The 22,511-nt window shown below is 50.0% G+C and carries 23 protein-coding genes; 3 read left to right on the top strand and 20 right to left on the bottom strand.

The features are described 5' to 3' along the window. Nucleotides 1-73 precede the first annotated feature (73 nt). From WH45_RS15525 to WH45_RS15450, 17 genes are all read right to left on the bottom strand, one after another. Nucleotides 74-304, bottom strand: a complete 231-nt coding sequence (locus WH45_RS15525) for a KH domain-containing protein (RefSeq protein ID WP_017813643.1) — start codon at nucleotides 302-304, stop codon at nucleotides 74-76. A gap of 48 nt (nucleotides 305-352) precedes the next feature. Beyond that, complete coding sequence (gene rpsP, locus WH45_RS15520; RefSeq protein WP_046215335.1) at nucleotides 353-625, bottom strand: 30S ribosomal protein S16; 273 nt, start codon at nucleotides 623-625, stop codon at nucleotides 353-355. 106 nt (nucleotides 626-731) lie between these two features. Continuing rightward, nucleotides 732-2,126: a signal recognition particle protein gene (ffh, locus tag WH45_RS15515; RefSeq protein ID WP_046215334.1), complete on the bottom strand. Its 1,395-nt coding sequence runs from the start codon at nucleotides 2,124-2,126 to the stop codon at nucleotides 732-734. A gap of 161 nt (nucleotides 2,127-2,287) precedes the next feature. After that, nucleotides 2,288-2,650, bottom strand: coding sequence for a YlxM family DNA-binding protein (ylxM, locus tag WH45_RS15510; protein ID WP_046215333.1), 363 nt, complete (start codon nucleotides 2,648-2,650; stop codon nucleotides 2,288-2,290). A gap of 228 nt (nucleotides 2,651-2,878) precedes the next feature. Next, entirely contained in the window at nucleotides 2,879-3,526 is a 648-nt protein-coding gene (gene trhA / locus WH45_RS15505; protein WP_046215332.1) for a PAQR family membrane homeostasis protein TrhA, read from the bottom strand. 218 nt (nucleotides 3,527-3,744) lie between these two features. Then, complete coding sequence (gene ftsY / locus WH45_RS15500; RefSeq protein WP_046215331.1) at nucleotides 3,745-4,752, bottom strand: signal recognition particle-docking protein FtsY; 1,008 nt, start codon at nucleotides 4,750-4,752, stop codon at nucleotides 3,745-3,747. A gap of 75 nt (nucleotides 4,753-4,827) precedes the next feature. After that, nucleotides 4,828-8,400: a chromosome segregation protein SMC gene (gene smc, locus WH45_RS15495; RefSeq protein ID WP_046215330.1), complete on the bottom strand. Its 3,573-nt coding sequence runs from the start codon at nucleotides 8,398-8,400 to the stop codon at nucleotides 4,828-4,830. A gap of 155 nt (nucleotides 8,401-8,555) precedes the next feature. Continuing rightward, complete coding sequence (gene rnc, locus WH45_RS15490) at nucleotides 8,556-9,248, bottom strand: ribonuclease III (protein WP_017813636.1); 693 nt, start codon at nucleotides 9,246-9,248, stop codon at nucleotides 8,556-8,558. Nucleotides 9,249-9,260: 12 nt separating this feature from the next. After that, nucleotides 9,261-10,499, bottom strand: a complete 1,239-nt coding sequence (gene fabF / locus WH45_RS15485; protein ID WP_046215329.1) for a beta-ketoacyl-ACP synthase II — start codon at nucleotides 10,497-10,499, stop codon at nucleotides 9,261-9,263. Between the two features lie 115 nt (nucleotides 10,500-10,614). Beyond that, nucleotides 10,615-10,848: an acyl carrier protein gene (acpP, locus tag WH45_RS15480; RefSeq protein WP_046215328.1), complete on the bottom strand. Its 234-nt coding sequence runs from the start codon at nucleotides 10,846-10,848 to the stop codon at nucleotides 10,615-10,617. Between the two features lie 81 nt (nucleotides 10,849-10,929). Further along, nucleotides 10,930-11,685 carry a 3-oxoacyl-[acyl-carrier-protein] reductase gene (fabG, locus tag WH45_RS15475; protein ID WP_046215327.1) on the bottom strand — a complete coding sequence of 252 codons (756 nt, stop codon included), beginning with the start codon at nucleotides 11,683-11,685 and terminating at the stop codon, nucleotides 10,930-10,932. A gap of 64 nt (nucleotides 11,686-11,749) precedes the next feature. Beyond that, nucleotides 11,750-12,682 (bottom strand): ACP S-malonyltransferase, encoded by a 933-nt coding sequence (gene fabD / locus WH45_RS15470; protein ID WP_046215326.1) that lies wholly within the window; start codon nucleotides 12,680-12,682, stop codon nucleotides 11,750-11,752. 89 nt (nucleotides 12,683-12,771) lie between these two features. Continuing rightward, entirely contained in the window at nucleotides 12,772-13,758 is a 987-nt protein-coding gene (locus tag WH45_RS15465) for a beta-ketoacyl-ACP synthase III (RefSeq protein ID WP_046215325.1), read from the bottom strand. Nucleotides 13,759-13,835: 77 nt separating this feature from the next. Next, entirely contained in the window at nucleotides 13,836-14,819 is a 984-nt protein-coding gene (gene plsX / locus WH45_RS15460) for a phosphate acyltransferase PlsX (RefSeq protein ID WP_046215324.1), read from the bottom strand. Then, on the bottom strand, nucleotides 14,803-15,399 hold the full coding sequence (fapR, locus tag WH45_RS15455) for a transcription factor FapR (RefSeq protein WP_200897726.1): 597 nt from the start codon (nucleotides 15,397-15,399) through the stop codon (nucleotides 14,803-14,805). The genes plsX and fapR overlap by 17 nt, the downstream gene beginning before the upstream one ends. 327 nt (nucleotides 15,400-15,726) lie before the next feature. After that, nucleotides 15,727-15,900 carry a 50S ribosomal protein L32 gene (gene rpmF / locus WH45_RS23200; RefSeq protein ID WP_081604133.1) on the bottom strand — a complete coding sequence of 58 codons (174 nt, stop codon included), beginning with the start codon at nucleotides 15,898-15,900 and terminating at the stop codon, nucleotides 15,727-15,729. Between the two features lie 61 nt (nucleotides 15,901-15,961). Beyond that, nucleotides 15,962-16,471, bottom strand: coding sequence for a YceD family protein (locus WH45_RS15450; protein ID WP_235338392.1), 510 nt, complete (start codon nucleotides 16,469-16,471; stop codon nucleotides 15,962-15,964). 170 nt (nucleotides 16,472-16,641) lie between these two features. Between WH45_RS15450 and WH45_RS15445 the strand changes: the two genes are divergently transcribed. After that, nucleotides 16,642-17,862 (top strand): nucleotidyltransferase, encoded by a 1,221-nt coding sequence (locus tag WH45_RS15445; RefSeq protein ID WP_046215321.1) that lies wholly within the window; start codon nucleotides 16,642-16,644, stop codon nucleotides 17,860-17,862. Nucleotides 17,863-18,002: 140 nt separating this feature from the next. Here WH45_RS15445 and WH45_RS15440 read toward each other — a convergent pair whose 3' ends face one another. The 3 genes from WH45_RS15440 to rsmD form a co-directional block, all read right to left on the bottom strand. Continuing rightward, nucleotides 18,003-19,031, bottom strand: a complete 1,029-nt coding sequence (locus WH45_RS15440; RefSeq protein ID WP_046215320.1) for a YlbL family protein — start codon at nucleotides 19,029-19,031, stop codon at nucleotides 18,003-18,005. Nucleotides 19,032-19,128: 97 nt separating this feature from the next. Further along, nucleotides 19,129-19,656 (bottom strand): pantetheine-phosphate adenylyltransferase, encoded by a 528-nt coding sequence (coaD, locus tag WH45_RS15435; RefSeq protein WP_046215319.1) that lies wholly within the window; start codon nucleotides 19,654-19,656, stop codon nucleotides 19,129-19,131. Further along, complete coding sequence (gene rsmD, locus WH45_RS15430; RefSeq protein WP_046215318.1) at nucleotides 19,649-20,233, bottom strand: 16S rRNA (guanine(966)-N(2))-methyltransferase RsmD; 585 nt, start codon at nucleotides 20,231-20,233, stop codon at nucleotides 19,649-19,651. Before rsmD ends, coaD begins: the two co-directional genes overlap by 8 nt. A gap of 205 nt (nucleotides 20,234-20,438) precedes the next feature. Between rsmD and WH45_RS15425 the strand changes: the two genes are divergently transcribed. Together WH45_RS15425 and WH45_RS15420 are read left to right on the top strand one after the other, a co-directional pair. Then, complete coding sequence (locus WH45_RS15425; RefSeq protein ID WP_046215317.1) at nucleotides 20,439-21,035, top strand: TetR/AcrR family transcriptional regulator; 597 nt, start codon at nucleotides 20,439-20,441, stop codon at nucleotides 21,033-21,035. A 100-nt stretch (nucleotides 21,036-21,135) separates the two neighbouring features. After that, nucleotides 21,136-22,341, top strand: coding sequence for an MFS transporter (locus WH45_RS15420; RefSeq protein ID WP_046215316.1), 1,206 nt, complete (start codon nucleotides 21,136-21,138; stop codon nucleotides 22,339-22,341). Nucleotides 22,342-22,511: the final 170 nt, after the last annotated feature.

The following is a 22,511-nucleotide window of genomic DNA, read 5'->3' as shown; positions in this document are numbered from 1 at the left end:
CAATATGTCTTGAATACTGCAAAAAATGTACGAAAAAAGGCTAGGATTCCTCCTAACCCTTTTTCGTATATTTTTAAGACATAATATCAACGGTAACCCGCTTATGTGTCTTAACTGCTGCAGAGGTAACAACGGTGCGGAGGGCCTTGGCGATACGTCCCTGCTTGCCGATAACTTTACCGGCATCGTCCGGATGGACGCTAAGTTCGTATACGATCAAGTTATCCTTCTCCACCACGTTTACCGACACATCTTCCGGATGATCTACCAGAGCCTTAGCAATAACCATTACTAATTGTTCCATCGTTGACCCTCCATGTGCCTCGCTGGTTAACCCAGACGCTGTCAGCTATTATTTTTGTTGTTTAAGCTCGTGAAATTTTTTCATCACGCCCGCTTTGCTAAGCAAGTTGCGAACAGTGTCAGAAGCTTGCGCTCCATCTTGAAGCCATTTCAAAGCTTTTTCTTCATCAATTTTAGTTACAGATGGTTCTGCAACCGGGTTGTAAGTACCGATTTCTTCGATAAAACGTCCATCACGAGGAGAACGGGAATCGGAAACAACGATACGGTAGAAAGGCGCTTTATGAGCACCGATACGTTTCAGACGAATGCGTACTGCCAAGAGAATTCACCTCCTTCAAATAATTCAAACTTCTATTTTACAGCCAGGCTGTTAAAATCAATTGAATACAGAGCGTTGTAATCACTGCGCTGCAGTTCCACCCGGTTTAACGGAATGGGAACTTCATGCCTCCGCCGCCTTTGCTCAGCTTCTGCATTTGTTTCATCATTTTGTTCTTGCCGCCTTTGGCGCTTTTCGGGTCCATCATATCCGAGAATTGCTTCATCATGCGGCGCATCTCATCAAACTGCTTGATCAGACGGTTCACTTCGGCTACGGAGGTTCCGCTGCCTGCTGCAATCCGTTTGCGTCGGCTGTGATTAATCACTTCCGGATGCTGTTTCTCCTGAACGGTCATGGAATGAACAATCGCTTCGATACGTCCAACCTGTTTATCATCGACTTGCAGGTTTTGCGTTTGTTTCATTTTGCCCATGCCAGGCAGCATATCCATAATTTGGTCCAGCGGACCGAGCTTTTTGACCTGATCCATCTGCTCCAGGAAATCCTCGAACGTGAACTCGGCGTTGCGCATTTTGCGCTCCATTTCCTTGGCCTTGTCCTCGTCGATATTCATTTGGGCTTTCTCAATCAAGGAGAGCATATCGCCCATGCCGAGAATACGGGATGCCATACGTTCCGGATGGAACACTTCCAGCGCATCCAGCTTTTCACCCAGTGTTGCAAACTTGATCGGACAGCCGGTAACTGCTTTGACGGACAATGCGGCACCACCACGGGTATCGCCATCCAGTTTGGTCAGTACCACACCGGTCAGCTGCAGCTGGTTGTTAAAGTTCTCTGCTACATTGACAGCATCCTGACCTGTCATCGCATCGACAACGAGCAGCACTTCATCCGGATTGGTCAGTTCGTGGATCTGACGAAGTTCATCCATCAGCTCCTCATCGATATGAAGACGACCGGCGGTATCAATGATTAGATAATCATTGTTGTTGTTCTTCGCTTCCTGAAGGGCCTGGCGTGCAATTTCTACCGGGCTCGTCTGATCTCCCATGGAGAAGACAGGGACCTTAATCTGTTCACCGAGCACCTGGAGCTGCTTGATCGCAGCCGGACGATAAATATCACCTGCTACCAGGAGTGGACGATGATTCTGCTTTTGCAGCATCCGTGCCAGTTTGCCGGAAGTGGTCGTTTTACCGGCACCCTGCAGACCGACCATCATAATAACGGTTGGCGGCTTGGTCGCTTTGGCCAGCTTGGACTGTGTACCGCCCATCAGCTCAGTCAGCTCTCTATTTACAATATCGATGATGACCATGCCCGGCGTGAAGCTTTCCATGACTTCTTTGCCGACTGCTTTTTCTTTGACTTTGGAAATGAATTCCTTAACGACTTTGAAGTTAACGTCCGCCTCCAGGAGAGCCAGTCGTACTTCACGCATTGCTTCAGCTACATCTTCATCGGATACTTTACCTTTACCGCGAAGTTTGCTGAATACATTTTGCAGCCGTGTCGTCAATCCTTCAAATGCCATGTGTCCTCACCTCGCTTCCATTTGGTTCTTGGCTAAGCTTTGTTGACAGCAGAGATGATGCAATCCACTGTTTGCTGCTCTGATCGTGTATTTATATAGTATACCGCATCCGGTTATGTAGTACTAATCCGGCCAAGCGATGTTTTCATTATTGATCGATGTTACAGTCGGTCAATGCTTTCCAGATGATCCATGATCTCCAGTGCTTCTGCCTGGTGCTGATCATTCAGTCCGCTCTGATGAAGCGCAGCTTTAAGCTTCTCCAGTTCCTTGACCCGCTGATAATGCTTGTCCATCAGTCCAAGCTTTTGTTCGTACATTTCCAGAACCTGTTCCGCACGCTTGATGTGCTCATATACCGCCTGTCGGCTGATATTGAACTCGGCCGCAATCTCACCGAGGGAATAGTCATCGTGGAAATAATATTTAAGGAACATTTGCTGTTTTTCGGTCAGCAGCAGTTCATAAAAGTCAAACAGTAAATTAATCCGGTTCGTTTTCTCGAGCCGATTCTCCTGACTCATCCGGGACACTCCCTCCGTCAAGGAAAAACACTTTACAGCACATCAACGTTTTATATCATATCGAAAATGAAATGAGATGTCAAGCATTTCACCTTAACATTTATTCATAAAAAAATCCCGCTGTAAAAAGCGGGATTTTTCAAGCCTTGGATAAGGTGAATCCGAGTCATTGGACTGCATATCAACTGCCCAAAAATAACTGCTTTCTGCCGGGCTATCGATCTATTGTTAACGAAGCGGCAGCAGATAAAACAGCACGGCAAAGAAATGAAGAATACTGCCGACCAGTACAAACAGATGCCAGACGGCATGATGAAAAGGAAAGCCCCGCCATACATAAAATACGGTGCCGAGTGTATACATCAGACCTCCGATGATCAACAGCGTCATGCCTCCCGGCGCCAGTGATGCCGTGAGTGGTCCCCAGGCGATCACAATCAGCCAGCCCATTAATAGATAAAAAACGGTCGACATAAACAGGAACCGTTTGACAAAGTAGGCTTTGAACGCACAGCCGAACAATGCAATTCCCCAGACGACTCCGAAAATACTCCAGCCGAGCGTTCCTTTGACTGCAAGCAGCATAAATGGTGTATACGTTCCTGCAATAAACAGATAGATGGCTGAATGGTCGAAGATTTCGAATAAATCTTTGGCTTTTCCGTCCTTAAAACCGTGCACCAGTGTAGAACTGATATACAACAGCAGCATCGTGATGCCATAAATCGTGAAGCTCACGATATGCCATGGCGTTCCCTTCAGACTGGCAAATGTAATCAGTATGGCGAGCGCAGCGATACTGAGAACTGCTCCAATCCCATGAGTAACCGCATTAGCAATCTCTTCTCTGCGCGTATAAGTGTACGTATTCGCCATAATTCACTTCCTCTCTTCGTTTTCCGTATCCAATTCCCTATTCTGTCTCTATGCAAGCCCTGTGTCCTTTAGCCCTCAGCAGTATGATTCGTTACGCCGGGGAGTCTATTAACGTACATCCGAATTGTAGATACTCTATTCATTGTAAACCTATTTGTCCTGACATTCCACCCGGGCCTGTTTCTCGGACGAGCAGCAGCTAACGGAGTATATCGCTATTACTCGGCTGCGTCTTCCTTCTCCGCCTCTTCTTCCGCCTGAATCAGCCCGGCGAACAGCGCATGAACAAACTGCTCACTGTCAAATGGCTGCAGATCGTCGATCTTCTCACCGAGACCGATAAATTTAACCGGCAGATTCAGCTCTTGACGGATTGCCACCACGATACCACCCTTGGCCGTACCGTCCAGCTTGGTCAGCACGAGACCGGTCACGCCGCTTTTCTCGCCGAACAGCTTGGCCTGGCTGAGCGCATTCTGGCCTGTCGTTGCATCCAGTACCATCAGTACCTCATGCGGCGCATCCGGAATCTCCCGCTGAATGACGCGGAAAATCTTATTCAACTCTTCCATCAGATTCGTTTTGTTTTGCAGACGGCCGGCGGTATCGCACAGCAGTACATCCACACCACGCTGCTTGGCCGCACGAACCGCATCATACATAACAGCTGCCGGATCGGAACCGGACTGCTGCTTGATTACTTCTACGCCAGCACGCTGTCCCCATACTTCCAGCTGTTCGATCGCTCCAGCACGGAATGTATCACCGGCAGCAAGCATGACTTTTTTGCCTTCCTGTTTGAAGCGGTGAGCCATTTTGCCAATAGTGGTCGTTTTACCAACACCATTGACACCGACAAACAGAATGACGGTAATCCCGCTTGGGTTGGTGTTCAGTCCAGGATTGTCATCTCCGCGCAGCAGTTCGGTCAGCTTCTCGGACAATACCGGCTGCAGATCGGCTGCATCCTCGATACGTCTCTTCTTCACTTCTACCCGCAGATCATCGATCAGTGCCATAACCGTATTTACACCGACATCGGCACCGATCAGAATCTCTTCCAGTTCTTCGTAGAACTCCTCATCAATCTTTTTGCGGCGGATAACCAGATCGGATACTTTCTCGACGAATCCTTTCCGCGTTTTCTCCAGACCGTCACGGAACTGCTTGGTGACTGTTTCTGTTTTTTGGGAAATGCTTTCTTTTAGTTTCTTGAAAAAGCTCATAGAATGCCTCCATTGGTTTATGCTTGAATAGGATTGAATATCATTGCTTTATTGGAAAACAGGCTGATCAGAAACTCAGGCAATATCCGCTTCCTCGATATCATCCAGACGGACGGATACGAGCTTGGATACACCGCCTTCCTCCATGGTCACGCCATACAGCACATCCGCTTCTTCCATGGTACCTTTGCGGTGGGTAACCACGATGAACTGGGTCTGGCCGGAGAATTCGCGCAGATACTGAGCAAAACGCACCACATTCGCTTCATCCAGTGCCGCCTCTACCTCATCCAGTACACAGAACGGAACCGGCTTGACCTGCAAAATAGCAAACAGCAGTGCCATAGCGGTCAGTGCACGCTCTCCACCGGACAGCAGCTGCAGATTTTGCAGCTTTTTGCCTGGCGGCTGGGCGACGATATCGATCCCTGTCTCCAGCATACGCTCCGGGTCCGCCAGTACCAGATCAGCACGTCCTCCACCAAACAGCTTGGAGAATACAGTGCCGAACTGTCCGCGAATTGCTTCAAAGGTATGCTTAAAGCGCTTGGACATCTCATCGTCCATTTCCTTGATCACCTGATACAGGGCGGTCTTAGCTTCAATCAGATCATTCTGCTGCTCGGACAGGAATTCATAGCGTTCATTGACACGCTGATATTCCTCGATCGCACCCAGGTTCACTTCACCGAGCGCTGTAATCTGCGCTCGTAGTCCGCGTACATCCTGCTCGGCGATCTGCAAATCTTCCGGCAGTTCATAGCGCTGCTTGGCCATCTCGTAGGTCAGTTCATAATCTGCCTGCAGCTTAGCCAGAATATTCTCCAGCTCCACATCGAGACGATTGACCTGGATCTCTGTTTTACGCAGTTCGTCTTCTACGGTCTTGAGTTCGTTGCGCTGCTCACGGGTTTTGTTTTCTTCCTGCTCCAGCTTTTGCTGCAGCCGTGTTCGTTCCGCACGCTTGAGCTCCAGCTCTTCACTCGTCTCTGTACGCTTGCGGCGCAGACGAATCAATTCTTCCTGCTGGCGCTGCTGCTCACGGCTGTTTTTCTCCATATCCTTATCAATGGCAGCCAGCTGCTCCCGATTGCTTTCCAGTTCACGTCCGTAGTCCTGGGACTCTTCCTGGGTACGGGACATTTGCTCTTCCAGCGAGAAGATTTCCTGGCTAAGCTTACCCTGACGGATTTTGAGATCAGTTACTTTCTCCTGAAGCTCTTCTTTCACCGATTCATTGGATTTGCGTGCCTGCTCGGCCGCCTGGATATCCGACTGGATTTGCTGTTCCTGCTGCTGCAGCTCTGCCAGTTTCTGCTCGGCTTCCTTGCGTGATTTGGCAATCGCAGCAAGCTCTTCATTGTAGGTTGTCTTCTCCTGGCCATACAGCTCATACTGCTCATTCACATGACGGAACTCATGCTCCAGCTGCTTGAGCTCACCGGCCGCCTGCTGCTCTTCATTACGTTTGCGGTCACCTGCGGAGCGCAGTTGATCCAATCGGTTCTCGGTATCCTGCAGACGCTGACGCATCTGTTGAATCTCCTGATGCAGACGCTTGATCTGCGCTTCACTCTCGATGATCTGTTCACCGAGCTGATCCAATTGACGCTTGCGTCCCAGCAGATTGGTATTTTTCTTGTGCTGGCTTCCGCCTGTCATCGAACCGCCGGCATTGACCACATCACCTTCCAGTGTAACAACGCGATAACGATAACTCAGCTTGGCCGCGATGCGGTTCGCCTGCTCCAGTGTCTCGGCAATAACGACACTGCCGATCAGACTGCCGACGATGGATGCATACCGGTCATCGTAACCGACCAGCTCTGCCCCGATCCCTACGAAACCTTCTGCACTCTCAGCCAGACGCTTGTCGCTTTCCTGGATACGGCGTGGACGAATAACGTTCAGCGGCAGGAAGGTAGCCCGGCCCAGCTGACGCTGCTTCAGAAAAGCAATCGCCTGGCGGGACGTCTCCTCATTCTCCATAACCACATGCTGAACGGAAGCGCCCAGTGCAGTCTCCATCGCCTGCTCCAGATGCTCCGGTACACGAATCAGTTCAGCGACGGCTCCATGTACGCCAGCCAGCTGGTTATTGCGGGAAGCTTTGAGCACTTCCTTGACTCCGAGCATAAAGCCTTCGAAGTCTTCCTGCATCTCCTGCATCGTATCACGCCGGGAAATAAGCGCTTCACGCCGCTGTTCCCATTTACGGATAGAGCTTTGCATTTCTTCGCCGGACTTTTGCAGTGCATGCAGCTGTTCGCTCTGCTGGATATAATCGGTCCGCACCTTGGCAATTTCCTTGGCTAATTTATCCATAAGAGTCGTCAGTGCAGCCTTGCTGTCTTCCAGGCGTTTCTTCTCATCTCGCCATTTGCCTGACTCGCTCTCTGCACGCACCATACGGCGCTGCGTCGCTTCAGTCTGCTGATCGGCATAACGGATCTCGTTACGCATCTGTGCCATCGTATTCATCAGTTCCAGCAGGTCACCCTTGAGGCTCTCCTCCTGATTCTGCTGAATCCCTCCGTTGATTCCGGTCAGACGCTCTTCTTCACTGGACAATGTCTGCTGCAGCTGGGACAGCTGCTCATTCAGTTCAGCCAGTCGGGTCTGCAGCTGCTCGGTCTCACCGGTACGCTGGCTGGTCCGTTCTTCACTGCGCTCCAGTGCTGCTCCCAGCTGTTTGCGATTATTTTCCAGATTGTGACGTCGTTCCTTGAGCAGTTCTCCCAGGCCTTCGGCTTTCTCGGTCTGCTCGCTGTATTGCAGCAGCAGTTCCTGAAGCCGCTCTACCGCTTGCTCCGCTTCACGCAGGGCCCCACGTTCATTTTCCAGCTTGGCATCATGACCGGCAACGACAGCTGCCAGCGCCTGCTGGGCAGTTTCCAGCTCTTTGAGCTTGTCCCCAGCCAGACTCCATGCGCTGTGAATACGTTCAATCTCATGGACATAGAGCGATATTTCTTTATGTTTCAGTTCTTCTTTGAGCTCCTTGTAGTGAAGCGCTTTGGCCGACTGCTCCTTGAGCGGGCCGATCTGATCTTCCAGCTCATGCACCAGATCATGGATACGCAGCAAATTCTGCTCAGTGTCGTCCAGCTTGCGGACAGCATCCTTTTTGCGAGACTTGTATTTGACAATACCGGAAGCTTCCTCAAAAATACCCCGCCGGTCTTCCGAACGGGTACTGAGTATCTCCTCGATCCGTCCCTGCCCGATAATAGAATAGGCTTCTTTACCGATACCGGTATCCATAAACAGCTCGGTAATGTCCTTGAGACGGCAAGTCTGCTTGTTGATCAAATATTCGCTGTCTCCGCTGCGATGTACACGTCGGGTCACGGTTACCTCGTTAAAATCAAGCGGCAGCGCCTGATCTTCATTATCAAGCGTCAGCGAAACTTCGGAATAGCTGACTGCCTTGCGCGAGTCACTGCCTGCAAAGATAATATCTTCCATTTTGCCACCACGAAGGGACTTGGCACTCTGTTCACCGAGTACCCAACGGATGCCATCGGATATATTACTTTTGCCGCTGCCATTGGGTCCGACCACAGCCGTGATCCCTTTGACAAACTCCATTTCCGTCTTGTCGGCAAATGATTTAAAACCGGATAATTCAATTCTTTTCAGGAACATAATTCGTGTTCACCTCTACTGCTATTGTAGCATAATTACCTGCTGTTCCATCAATGGAAAAAGAGCAAAAAGCGGTCGTGCCTCTTGTACTCCTCAAGGGGACTATGACTGCTCTTTGCTCTTTGTTTGTCCTGTAATTGTCAGAAAAGAGAATGTTATTTCAGCTTCAACCGGTTCAGTGCAGCAGACGCCGCGCGTTGTTCCGCTTCTTTTTTGGAGCGGCCTGATCCCTGGCCAAGACTCTCTTCTCCCATATATACTTCCGAGACAAACTCCCGCTCATGGGCAGGACCTTTTTCCTCGACGATACGGTACTCCAAAACGCCCATATTGTGATGCTGGGTAAGTTCCTGCAGTTCCGTCTTGAAGTCCATCATCTGGAACTGGCCACCGGGCGATATGCTTGAGAATACATACTTATCCAGGAAAGATTTTACTGCATCGAGACCCTGATCCAGGTACAACGCTCCGATAAAAGATTCAAATACATCGGCGAGCAATGCCGGACGCTGACGCCCGCCTGTCAGTTCTTCTCCTTTACCGAGCAGAACATAACGTCCAAAATCAAGTGATTCCGCAAACTTTACCAGGGAAGGCTCACAGACGATCGCTGCACGCAGCTTGGTCAGTTCGCCTTCCGGACGTTCGGGATATTCATTGTACAGATACTCCGACACCGTCAACTCCAAAACCGCGTCTCCCAAAAACTCCAGACGTTCATTATCCTGATGCTGACTGAAGCGATGTTCATTCACATACGATGCGTGTGTGAATGCCTGTTTGAGCAGCTGGCGGTTATGAAACTGAATTTGAATTTGTTGCTGTAGCTGTTTCACATCTCCGTTCAAGAAACTGACTCCTTACGCTTCAAATTTCTTCAGGATGATCGAGGCATTATGTCCCCCGAATCCAAAAGAGTTGGACATTACTACATTCAAATTGGCCTGACGTGGTTCATTCGGTACATAATCAAGGTCACATTCTGGATCCTGATCGTGTAGATTGATCGTTGGCGCAATAATCTGGTTCTGCAGAGACAATGCACAGATCAGCGCTTCTACCCCGCCGGCTGCGCCAAGCAGATGGCCGGTCATGGATTTGGTGGAGCTGACAGCAATCTTGGCTGCATGCTCGCCCAGTGCCATTTTGATCGCACGGGTCTCCGATTTGTCACCTACCGGTGTAGATGTACCGTGAGCATTGATGTAATCAATGTCTTCCGGCTGAATGCCTGCTGTGCGGATCGCCATTTTCATACAACGGGCCGGTCCATCCGGATCGGGTTCTGTCATATGGAATGCGTCTGCACTCAGACCATAACCAATAACCTCTGCATAAATGTGAGCACCGCGCTTTTGCGCATGTTCCAGAGATTCGAGAATCAGTATGCCTGAACCTTCACCCATTACGAATCCGTCACGTCCTGTATCAAATGGACGACTGGCTGCAGCCGGGTCATCATTGCGTGTGGACATGGCGCGCATCGAACAGAAACCTGCGAGTCCGGTAGGACGAATCGTCGCTTCCGCTCCGCCGGTAATCATTACGTCCGCTTCACCGCTCTGGATGAATTTGAACGCATCTCCAATCGCATGACTGCCGCTTGCACATGCCGTAACAGGTGCTACGTTAGGGCCTTTGGCTCCGTGAACGATCGATACATGACCGGAAGCCATGTTCGCGATCATCATCGGGATGAAAAATGGACTGATGCGTTTTGGACCTTTTTCCAGCAAAATGCTGTGCTGATCTTCAAACGTGCCCAGACCGCCAATACCGGAGCCGATAATCACGCCGACACGTTCAGGATCTGTATCTTCACGTACATTCAGCTTGCTGTCTTTCAGCGCTTCCGCTGTAGCCGCTACCGCGAATTGTACGAAACGATCGAGCTTGCGTGCCTCTTTGCGTTCCATATATTCTTCCGGGTTGAAATCATGAACCTGTGCGGCGATTTTCGTTGGATAATCGCTCACATCAAATCCTTCAATCGGTGAAATGCCGGACTTGCCGGCCATCAAGTTATTCCAAAATGTATCTTTATCCTTGCCCAGAGCTGTCATCACTCCGAGACCTGTAATTACCACTCTATGCTTCAAACACATTCACCTCATATCGACTGCATGTGTATATTTTGTATTCACTCCGATAGACGCCAAAAATGTGGAGAAGTCCCGACCTGCAGTATATCGCAGGTAACGGGACTTATGATCCTTAGGTATGAGATTGTATGTAGTTCACAACTTCACCTACGGTCGTAATTTTCTCCGCGTCTTCATCAGAAATTTCCAGGTCGAATTCATCTTCCAATTCCATAACGAGTTCCACCACATCGAGGGAATCTGCGCCAAGGTCATCTTTAAAAGAAGATTCAAGCTTGATATCAGCCTCGTCAGCGCCTAAACGGTCGATAACGATGCGTTTTACACGCTCCATAACATCAGACATCCGGTTCACCTCCTCTTCCAAGTATTATACGAAAATTGCAGATAAAAATCTATATAAGCATCTGTAAGAATGCTCTATATATTACATGTACATTCCGCCATCCACATGCAGGGTCTGACCTGTCATATAGGAAGCAGCTGGTGATACCAGGAAGGACACTACCTGAGCAATCTCTTCCGGCTGTCCAAGCCGTCCCAGTGGAATGGTATTCAGAATGCCGGCACGCTGATCTTCGTTCAGTTCATCTGTCATGTCGGTAGCGATAAATCCTGGCGCTACACAATTGACAGTGATTCCGCGCGAAGCGAGCTCACGGGCCGCAGATTTGGTCAGGCCAATTACGCCTGCTTTGGCTGCTACATAGTTGGCCTGGCCCGGATTACCCTGAACACCGACCACGGAAGAAATGTTGACGATCCGGCCATAACGCTGCTTCATCATCGGGCGTGTCACTGCTTTGAGGCAGTTGAATACGCCTTTGAGATTCGTCTCGATGACCTGATCAAATTCATCTTCCTTCATGCGCATAATCAGATTATCACGCGTGATGCCTGCATTGTTGATCAGAATATCCAGTCGGCCAAATGTATCATTGACCTGTTTGACCATGGCCTCTGCCTCATCGGTCTTGCCGACATTGGCTTGAATGGCAATAGCTTTTACACCCATGGCTTCGATCTGGCTTACGGTTTCATTGGCAGCAGACTCACTGCCCGCATAGTTGACGGCTACGTCGGCACCGGCAGCAGCCAGTGCAAGCGCAATACTGCGTCCAATACCACGGGATGCTCCTGTTACCAGTGCAACCTGCCCTTGAAGCGGTTTACTGTTTTCCATACATTCCTCCCTCTCCTGGTACGATTCGTAATTGATGCTGCATGGTTATCAAGTCAAGCCTGTATCAGGCGTCAACTTCAATAGTTTCCAGGCTTTCCAGACTGTTAATGTTAATGAGTCGTACATTTTTATCTGTCTTTTTGATCAGGCCTGTCAGTACATTGCCCGGTCCAATCTCGATAAATGTATCCACACCTTCATTAATAAGGTAGCGAACACTGTCTTCCCATAATACAGGAGAATACACCTGTTCTACCAGCAGCGAACGGATATCATCACCCGACGTCACCTGACTGGCTGTTACATTGGCTACAACCGGAATTGCTGCATCTTGAATCTGTACTTCCTGCAGACGCTCGCCGAGACGTTCGGCTGCAGGCTTCATCAGGGAAGAATGGAAAGGTCCACTCACTTCCAGTGCAATCGCACGCTTGCCGCCGATCTCCTTGACCCGGCCGGCAACCGCATCGACGCCTTCCCGGGAACCCGATACAACGATCTGTCCCGGACAGTTGACATTGGCCAGCTCTACCGCATGACCGTCGGCTGTAATCTCTGCACACAACGCTGTCAGCGCTTCGCGTTCCGCACCCAGTACGGCTGCCATGGCACCCTGGCCGGCAGGAACAGCCTGTTCCATAAATTGTCCGCGAGCACGGACAATCGCTACCGCATCCTCAAAGGACAGTGCACCAGCCGCTACAAGAGCGCTGTATTCGCCAAGGCTATGCCCTGCCACATAATCCGGCTGGATATTGCGGGCTTTGAGTGCTTCCAGCAGCGTGATGCTGGCTGTCAGCAGTGCAGGCTGCGTATTGGCTGTCTGCTTGAGTTCTTCTTCCGGACCTTCAAAAGCGAGTGTACTGATAGGAAAACCAAGCACTTCATCAGCCTTGTTGAAATACACTGCCGCTTCCGGCATTGCATCATACACATCCTTGGCCATGCCTGCTTTTTGTGCTCCCTGTCCGGGAAACACAAATGCGATTTTACCCATTCGGAATAACCTCCTGAAATCCGTTGATTATATTTGGTCGTTCATTTGCTGTCATGCTTATGCAGTTCTAATACTAACACGATCACCCGTTACCATACCAGCACGGATGCTCCCCATGTCAGACCGCCGCCAAAACCGACCATAACGACACGGTCGCCTTCGCTAATGCGACCCTGTTCTACCGCCTCTACAAGAGCCAGCGGAATGGAAGCTGCGGATGTGTTGGCATAGTTCTGCACGTTGACCATTACACGGTCTTCGCTCAGGTTCAGACGCTCCATGGCGGACTGGATAATGCGCACGTTCGCCTGATGAGGAATGAACAGATCGATATCATCCTTGGACATTTCCGCTTTGCGCAGCACTTCTTCGGTCGCTGTCCCCATTACACGTACCGCGAACTTGAATACTTCACGTCCGCTCATCTGGATAAAATGCTGCTTGGCTTCCAGTGTCTCTGCGGAGGCTGGTGTTCTGGAACCGCCAGCCGGCAGTTTCAGCAGTTCGCCGCCTGCACCTTCAGCGCCCAGATCAAATGATTTGAATCCACGCCCTTCGCCAACTTCACCGATCACTACCGCGCCGGCTCCATCGCCGAACAGTACGCAGGTATTGCGGTCGGTGTAGTCCGTAATCCGGGACAGTGTATCCGCACCGATGATCAGGGCATTTTTGTACATGCCCATCTGCAGCATGCTGGTCGCTGCTGCCAGCGAGTAGACAAACCCCGAACAGGCGGCAGACAGGTCAAACGCTGCTGCTTTCTTGGCTCCAAGCTTTTCCTGCAAAATGCAGGCGGTGGAAGGGAAAGACATATCCGGCGTAATCGTCGCAATCACGATCAGATCCAGCTCTTCTGCCGTAATGCCTGCAGAAGCAATCGCCTTGACAGCCGCTTCATAAGCCAGATCCGAGGTCGCCTGATCCGGTGCAGCGATATGACGCTCACGGATACCGGTACGGCTGACGATCCATTCGTCATTCGTATCGACCATTTTCTCCAGATCAGCATTGCTTAATATTTTCTCAGGAACATATTTTCCTGTTCCGATAATTCCGATAGGCAAAACGCTCATATAGGTCACTCTTTTCTCGCTAATTTCCATGATGGATAGAATCTGCAAAAATGTGCAAATGGCAATTCAACAAAAACCTATTGTATAACTTCTTTGGAAATGTTGGCAACCAGTCCGCTGCTAACCGCTACTCTGGCCTGGCGTACAGCGTTTTTGATCGCACCCGCATCGGAAGAACCGTGACTTTTGACAACCAGTCCGTTCAGTCCGAGCAGTGGTGCACCGCCATGTTCCTTATAATCCAGTGTATCCTTGAGACCGCGCAGTTCAGGCATCAGCACGGCTGCCGCCAGCTTGTTCTTGAGCGATCGGGTAAAACTATCCTTAAGCAGGGAGAAAATCGCCGAAGCGGTTCCTTCCATGGACTTGAGCAGAATATTTCCGGCAAATCCATCGCATACGAGAACATCGCATACGCCGTTCAGAATATCCCGCGCTTCTACATTGCCCACGAAATTGATCGGCAGTGCTTCAAGCAGCGGGAAAGCTTCTTTGGTCAGCTCGTTGCCCTTTTGAGCTTCGGTGCCGACATTCAGCAGGCCGATACGGGGATTCGCTACACCCTGTACCTTTTCCCGGTAAATGCTGCCCATCAGCGCGTACTGTGCCAGATGTTCGGGCTTGGCATCCATATTGGCACCCAGATCAAGCGCCAGTACGCCCCGGCCGTCAATGGTCGGAATCATCGGCGCCAGTGCCGGCCGCTCGATGCCTGCCATACGTCCGACGACGAGCAGACCTGTCGTCATCAATGCCCCGGTATTACCGGCGGAAATCATCGCGTCCGCTTCATTGTCCTTGACCATGCGGCCTGCGACGACCATTGAAGAATCCTTTTTGCGTCGAACGGACTTAACCGGTTCATCATCCGGTTCAATTACTTCGGACGCATGTACAATCCGGAGATTGGAAGGAATCTCGGACAGCAGGGATCGCATCCGCTGCTCATCACCAACCAGAATAATCTCCGTATCTTTCCATTCTTTTGCTGCCTGTAATCCGCCTAAGACATTGCTGTCTGGAGCATGATCTCCCCCCATCGCGTCAATCGCGATTCGCATGATCAAGTCCTCCTTCGTCGTGTTCTTCCCCGTCTGACCGGTAAATCACAAAGTTCCCCTGAAATACCATTTCTTCTCCCACATATGTCAGCACCTCTACCCGGGCTTTGCCTCTGCGTGTCGTGCCGGACTGTACATAGGCTTTGGCAATACATTTCTCTCCAAGATTCACCGGACGCACAAACCGCAAATCCGCTGAAGCGGTCAGAGCGATCGCATCGTTAATGACAGCTACCGCCAACGAGTTGGCCTGGGCAAAAATGTGGTGGCCCCGGGCAATATGGTTACGCGAGAATACATGCTCCTCACGAATCTCAAAAATGGAAATACCGCTCTTGTCCAGCTGCAAATCAACAACTTCCCCGATAACTTCATCGAGCGGCAGTGACTTGACCTGATCGTAGGAGCGTTCAGCCATCAGCTTCATCCGCTCCCGCAGCTCGGGAATGCCCAGCTCCATCCGGTCCAGACGAATCGTCTGAATGCTTACCTTCAGCTGGCGGGTCAGTTCCTGATCCGTAACAAATGGATTATCATCGATAATTTTGACGAGCCGCTGCTGCCGCTGCCTTTTGGGCAAACGTTCGATGGCCACACACCTCCCTTGTTGGCTACTGCTTTGATGCTGTAATGACATCCGAATGATGCCATGCTGCTGTTGTAAACCTATATGTAAACCTGTTGGTTTTGTTTTAGAACCTGGTACTAAGAATGTAGTATAAAGCATATTTCCGCAAAAAGAAAGAGGCAGTGCAATCTTCTTCCCTAAATCCATATGCCACAAGGGCTGAGGGGTTTTATTGCCTTCCAAACATGCACTCCAGATGACAGGAATATCCCCATAATCTGCCTGCAAAACAAAAAAGTAGTACTCCATCAAGTGATGAAGTACTACTTTTGCGAAAGACTATTGTTGTACAATCTCTCTTTGTTTGTAAGTTCCGCACACTTTGCACACGCGGTGAGATAATTTCATTTCTCCGCAGTTTTCGCATTTTACCATACCTGGTACTGCCAATTTAAAGTGTGTACGACGTTTGTCACGGCGTGTCTTGGAAGTTCTCCGTTGAGGTACTGCCATCGTTCCCACCTCCTTCATCTAATTGAATGCCATTTAACACTCTGAATACAGAGTTATCAAATCATTTGAAAAAATCCTTAAGTCCTGCCAGCCTAGGATCAATCGGCCGGTTATCGCAATCACAATCCTGTTCGTTCAGGTTGACTCCACATGTCGGGCACAGTCCCTTGCAATCATCCTTGCATAGAACTGCCGCCGGCAAATCCATTAAAGCAGCTTCTTCCAGATAAGGTTGAAGATCCACAGTATCACTCTTCACATATACTGCATCATCTTCCTCGGCTACGTTCTCCGGTTCTTCGCCGTGTCTGATCTCCTCATGAACTTCAACATCAAGATGAAGATCCACAGGTCTCAGACAGCGGGCACACGCCATCTGTAAGTCAAGCTTCAACGTTCCGTTCACATCAACAGCCTGATCTACACTGTACTTCGCTTTTACATCCACATGTAAAGGTGAAGCTGACAGGATATCATTACGTCCGCTTTTTACAAAGCCGGAATCAAGTGTCTGATGAAACTCTATAGGCTGATCGCTCTGCGCCATTTTTCTAAATTGGAATTGCATCATTATCACTCCAAACAAACAAAAATTATTATACCGATTAATGACTCTTTTTGTCAACGTATGATTTATTAATTCAGTATAATGATATCGTAAACGTATCATTTATAATAGAATCTACAAATTGCACATACGATTTATTTTACCATATTTTTACCCAAAAGAGGAGAGATTTTATGAAAGTTGCCGGCATTATTGTAGAATATAATCCGCTTCATAACGGACATCTGCTGCATATACATAAAACACGTGAACTGACGGGCTGTGATGCCGTTGTGGCCGTCATGAGCGGGGGCTTTACCCAGCGCGGCGAACCGGCGGCTTTTAGCAAATGGGCGCGGGCGGAGATGGCACTGCGCTGCGGATGTGATCTGGTGATCGAGCTGCCTTCTGTCTATGTGGTGCAGCCTGCAGAATGGTTTGCCTACGGTGCGGTTTCTCTGCTGGAAGCGACCGGAGTGGTTGATCAGCTGGTATTTGGCAGTGAAGCCGGTTCGCTGCTTCATCTGAATGCCCTAGCTGATCTTCTGACAGACGAACGGCCTGAATTCAGGCAGAGACTGCAGGATGCGCTAAAGGAAGGACTGAGCTACCCTGCAGCGGTCAGTCAGGCTGCCGGTGCGGCAGAAAGCATCTCATCGGAAGCGGCAGCCATGTTAAGCGAACCCAATAATACACTGGGGCTTCAATATCTGATTGCTCTGAGGCGTCTGAACAGTTCCATCGTACCCGGTACCATTCAGCGGGAAAAGTCTCATTATCATGATCCGCAGCCTGTGCATGAACAGATTGCCAGCGCAACGGCGATTCGTAATCTGCTCATGGAGCAGCCGGATCGGGCCGCTGCCTATATGCCTGCAGAAGTCATGCGCATTATCCACAATGAGACCGAGTCCGGACGCGGGCCGGCTCACATCAATGACCTCTGGCAGCCGCTGCTGCAGACGATAGCCACTGCTACACCTGCCCGCTTGGCTGACTATTATGATATGAATGAAGGACTGGAACACCGTCTGCTGTCCAAATTGACGTCCCTGACAGATTGTTCGGTGACCGGACTGCTGGACAGCCTCAAGACCCGGCGATATACATACGCCCGACTGCAGCGGCTGATCGCCCATCTGCTGCTCGGCCACCGGCGGACCGAACTGACGGAAGCCACCCTGCAGGACGGTCCCGGCTACCTGCGTGTGCTTGGCTTTACCGAACATGGACGCCAGCTGCTCAAATTAATGAAGAAAACGTCCACTTTGCCTGTGATTACCCGTCCAGCCGATACGGACCATCCGCATATGGAGATGGATATCCGGGCGACCGTAATGCAGGCGTCTGCTTTTGCTTCACAGGATGCTCGTCAACTGTATTCCGATTATTATCGTGCTCCGATCAGAGTCTAGAGAGTACATCATTTATGGATATATATGAATCCTATTGCCGTACAGAAAAAGCATCGTCACGAATGACGATGCTTTTCAGTATACCTGTGCAGCGTAGTGCAAAAAGCCTGCTGGAAGCTCACTGACTGTTTAAAATTAGTTTAACCTTTTGCAGGCAGACGATCCAGTTCACGGAGTGCATCATCCAGCGTCTTCACCGGAATCAGTCGCATGGTGGAATGCATCTTTTGCAGCTGCTTCTGAGCATCCGGATAATTCCCCTGGGGAACAAAGAAAATCTCGGCTCCTTTTTCCTGGGCAGCCACTACTTTGTGCTGGACGCCGCCAATCACGCCGACATTGCCCTGAACATCGATTGTTCCTGTGCCGGCGATCCGGTAGCCTTTGCTGAGGTCTCCGTCTGTTAGCTGATTGTAAATCTCCAGCGTGAACATCAATCCCGCCGAGGGACCTCCAATGCTCGTACTGGCAAAGTGAACTTCATGCGCCGGATCATCCGGCGTGACCTTTTGCACTTCGCCAATCGATACGCCAAACCCAACACGTGACTTGCCGCTGGCATCCCGGAAGCTTTTGAGTGTAATCTGCTGCTCCACTGTCGTACCTGCACGGTCAAAAGTAACATCAACCGTATCGCCGGCCTTTTTGCTCTGCAATATCTTTTCCAACTGTGCGAATGAATCGATCGCCTGCCCGTCCAGCTTTACAAAACGGTCGCCCGCATGAATCTGTGTATTACCTTCCGGCACGTTAATCACAAATACATACTGCGGCTCAACCGAGTAAGGCACTCCAGCCCGGTGATAAGCAGCGGCAACCGCGTTAGACTGGGAACTGTTCATATAATACAGCTGCTCCGCCTCATATTCCTTATGATTCGACTGGGGCGGTTTTGGGCCAATCTCTTCATTATCATCAAAAACGCTTCCGATCAGCATCGCCATATTAGCATAACTGACAGATACGGTGGTCATCATAAATGTACCTTTTTCGGTAGGATCGCCGCCGCTGACGGTGACCATCGGCTTTAGCTCGTCTGCACTGCCCGGTGCATTAAGCACGTAGGGAGTGGGCATATAGACAAGTACGTATACAAGAATAATCATGCATAGTAAATACAGCCAGGACCGTCTCGAGGACAGCGGCGGACGAAGATTTCGGCCGGACATGGGATTCTCTCCTTTGGTGTCTGATGCGCTGACGCTCAGTAGGTGTATAGGCAATTCTGCTTCCTTTTATTATCCCATGTCCACCGGTTCAATTCCACTACAGACTGCCTTCTCCATGCAGGTCTGCCGACATGAACTTGCGCTGCAGCTGCTGCTCAATCACCGGCGGTACAAAATCGGATACATTGCCGTTAAAGCGGGCAATTTCCTTGACCATACTGGAACTCAAATACGAGTAACGCGGATTGGTCATCATAAAGATGGTCTCTGCATCCGGGTTCAACTCACGATTAATGGAAGCCATCTGCAATTCATACTCAAAATCGGTTACCGAACGAATCCCGCGTACAACTACCTGTGCTTCACGTTCACGAATATAGTTGGCCAGCAGATCGCGGAAGCTGTCGATCTCGACATTGGGCAGATCGGCGGTCACTTCTTTTAGCTGAGCAACACGTTCTTCGACGGTAAACAGCGGCTTTTTGCTCAGATTGTTCAGTACAGAGACAATCAGTGTATCGAACTGCCGTGCGGCACGCTGAATAATGTCCAGATGCCCCATCGTCACCGGATCAAAGCTGCCGGGATATACGGCTACACGTCCCTTGTTCGCTGCATTATTCATTGTCCGCACCTCCTTGTTCATCTTCCGGCTCGTATCGATATACATGTACGGTGGTCTCGCCATACACCGCTTGCCGTACCCCCTGGAAATGTTCCAATTGCTCAGGATAACGATGACTGCTCTCAAACTCCAGCACGATAGTGGCTCCACGGTTGAGCAGATGACGCTCATGCATCTCGGTCATTAGCTCTGTGCCGTTCTTCATCCGATAAGGCGGGTCCAGGAACACCAGATCAAACGCGGCTTCCTTTTTGGCCAGCACTTTGAGCGCACGTCCGGCTTCATTGCGGTATACCTCTGCCTGGTCACTGAAGCTGGCCGCTTTGAGATTGCCTTTGACCACTTCAATACTCTTGTACTCCATATCTATAAATATGCCGTGTTCCATCCCGCGGCTAAGCGCTTCAATACCGAGTCCACCGGTACCGGCGAACAGATCCAGTACGGTTCCTCCTTCAAAATAGGGACCGATAATACTGAAAATCGCTTCCTTGACCTTGTCGGTTGTTGGCCGGGTTCCATTCCCGGGTACCGCTTTGAGCGGTCTGCCTTTGGCACTGCCTGATATGACTCTCATCTATTTATTCACCCGTTCTCTGATTTAGCATCGGACACTGTACCCTACGGAAAGCAAAGGCTGGCCGCAGGCCATTTGTCCTGTAAATTACGACGCTATCGTATCATATCACAGCCTTTTTTCAAAATCATCGGATAATCTGCTTGCTTTGTTCAAGCCGGATTTGCTACAATACTGAACAAACGTTCAGTGTTGAGGTGATATGATGAATAAAAAGCAGGCCCAGAGTGAATTGACCCGCAAAAAAATAAGTGAAGCGGCCCGAGGCCTGTTCGTACAAAAGGGATACAAGGCGACTTCCATCGAAGATATTGTCGCCGCCACAGGCAGCAGCAAAGGCAACATCTATTATCATTTCAAAAGCAAGGAAGGCCTCTTCCTTTATTTATTAAATGAATGGGATCGTGACTGGCTTGATAAATGGCAGGAAAAGCAGTCTTCCTATGCTACGGTAACCGATAAATTATTCGGCCTGGCCGAGCAGATCATCCAGGAAGAACTGAATCATCCGCTCACTCGTGCCGCTGACGAATTCTTCAGTAACGATGAGCAAAAAAGCGAAGTGGAAGAAAAAATGACCAGTATGATGGCCGAACATCTGCAGTTTAACCGGAAGCTGATTCAGGAAGGCATTGATGCAGGTGAATTTGCGGCAGGCCATGTGGAACAAAAAGCGATGGTATTGGAGAGCATTCTGGTCGGTCTCAGTCAGACGTCCCGTAATGCTTCAATCGAGACCATGCTGGACAGCTATCAGTTTGCCATTCGGACATTTCTGTACGGAATTGCCAGAGAAAAATGACAGGTGCGAACGACCTGTCTCTCTTCCGGTATACCCATGCATGAATACAGACCGAATGTTCAGTATATGAAAATCAATACATGATATGGTGGAGGATACAATGGCACTCTTATTACGCAACCGGGCAGCATTGCTGCTGCTCATGTTTAACATTTTTCTCGTCTTTACCGGGATTGGTCTGGTCATTCCGATCATGCCAACCTATATGAACGAGCTGCATATCGGAGGCAGCATTCTGGGCTTGATGGTCGCGGCATTCTCGATCAGCCAGCTCGTCTTTTCTCCTTTTACAGGACGTCTGTCCGACCGGGTCGGCCGCAAAAAGCTGATCATCGCCGGTATGATTATTTTTGCCATCTCGGAATGGTTGTTCGCTATCGCCAATGCACCGGGTCTGCTATTCGTCTCACGTATGATCGGCGGTCTCGGCGCAGCCCTGATTATGCCATCGGTTATGGCATATGCAGCGGATATTACTTCCAATGAAGAACGTGGTGCCGGGATGGGCTTTATTAATGCGGCGATTACAACCGGCTTTATTATCGGGCCGGGCATCGGCGGACTGCTGGCTGAATATGGTATTCGTGTACCATTTTACGCAGCAGCTATAGCCGGTCTGATCGCTGCGGTGGCTACCTTTATTCTGCTGCCGGAATCACTGAGTCCGGAACGCCGGGCGCAGCTGGCTACCGCACAGGATGCAGGTCCGCGAAGCAGTCTGGTTCGTCAGCTGATGGAATCATACCGCAAGCCTTATTTCCTGAGTCTGGTCATCGTGTTCGTCGCTTCGTTCGGACTGGCGAATTACGAAACGGTATTCTCGCTGTTTGTGGATCACAAGTTCGGCTTTACCGCGCGGGATATTGCCATCATTATTACATTTGGCTCCATCGCCGGTGCCGTCGTACAGGCGACCATATTTGGCTGGATGATCAACCGGTTCGGCGGACAGCGACTGATCGTGATCTGTCTGATTGCTTCGGCGTTGTTCATCTCACTGACACTGCTAGTGCATACGTACTTCCTGATCTTTGTCGTTACATTTGCCGTCTTTCTGGCTATGGATATTTTGCGACCGGCGATTGGTACCCAGCTGTCCCAGAATGCCGGAGACGAGCAGGGTTATATCGCCGGTCTGAATTCGGCTTATACCAGCCTTGGTAATATTGCCGGGCCGGTTGTAGCAGGTGCATTATTCGATCTGGATATTAATTATCCTTATGTACTGGCAACTGTTGTATTATGCGTCTGCTTCCTTCTGGCCATGCGGGTCAAACCGCCGAGATGGAATGACAGCACCGTATAATGCTTTATAATTAAAAATATTCAGCCTGATACCTCTTATACAGCAGGTACCTGCGCAGACTGCTTTTCCGTTATCAAACAAAATTCATTCTATTTCCAGCAGACCCCCACCATTTATGACAATATGGTGGGGGTCTGCTGGATTTTTTTATAAAGATGAACAACACCGCT

It is taken from the genome of Paenibacillus wulumuqiensis, assembly GCF_000971965.1.
Classification (GTDB): domain Bacteria; phylum Bacillota; class Bacilli; order Paenibacillales; family Paenibacillaceae; genus Saccharibacillus; species Saccharibacillus wulumuqiensis.
The sequence above is the reverse complement of the archived record's forward strand: the minus strand, read 5'-3'. Positions and strand labels throughout refer to the sequence as shown.